This window comes from Clostridium sp. AF34-13 (assembly GCF_003477845.1).
Lineage (GTDB): Bacteria > Bacillota > Clostridia > Lachnospirales > Lachnospiraceae > Butyribacter > Butyribacter intestini.
On the sequence record NZ_QUEB01000041.1, the window covers coordinates 321 to 527 of the forward strand.

The following is a 207-nucleotide window of genomic DNA, read 5'->3' on the forward strand; positions in this document are numbered from 1 at the left end:
TACTATGCTGGAGACGGCATGGGAGAGTAGGTGGCCGCCAATTAAAAAGAAAATAACGCTGAACAGCGATTTGTGGCAAGAAACTAAGGTTTCAGATAAAAGTTTCTTGTTATAGATGACTGTTCAACAGTCAAAAACTTCCGGGATGGCCGGAAAGTTTGTACCTTGAAAACTGTATATTGATTAGAGTAATAGATAGATTGAATA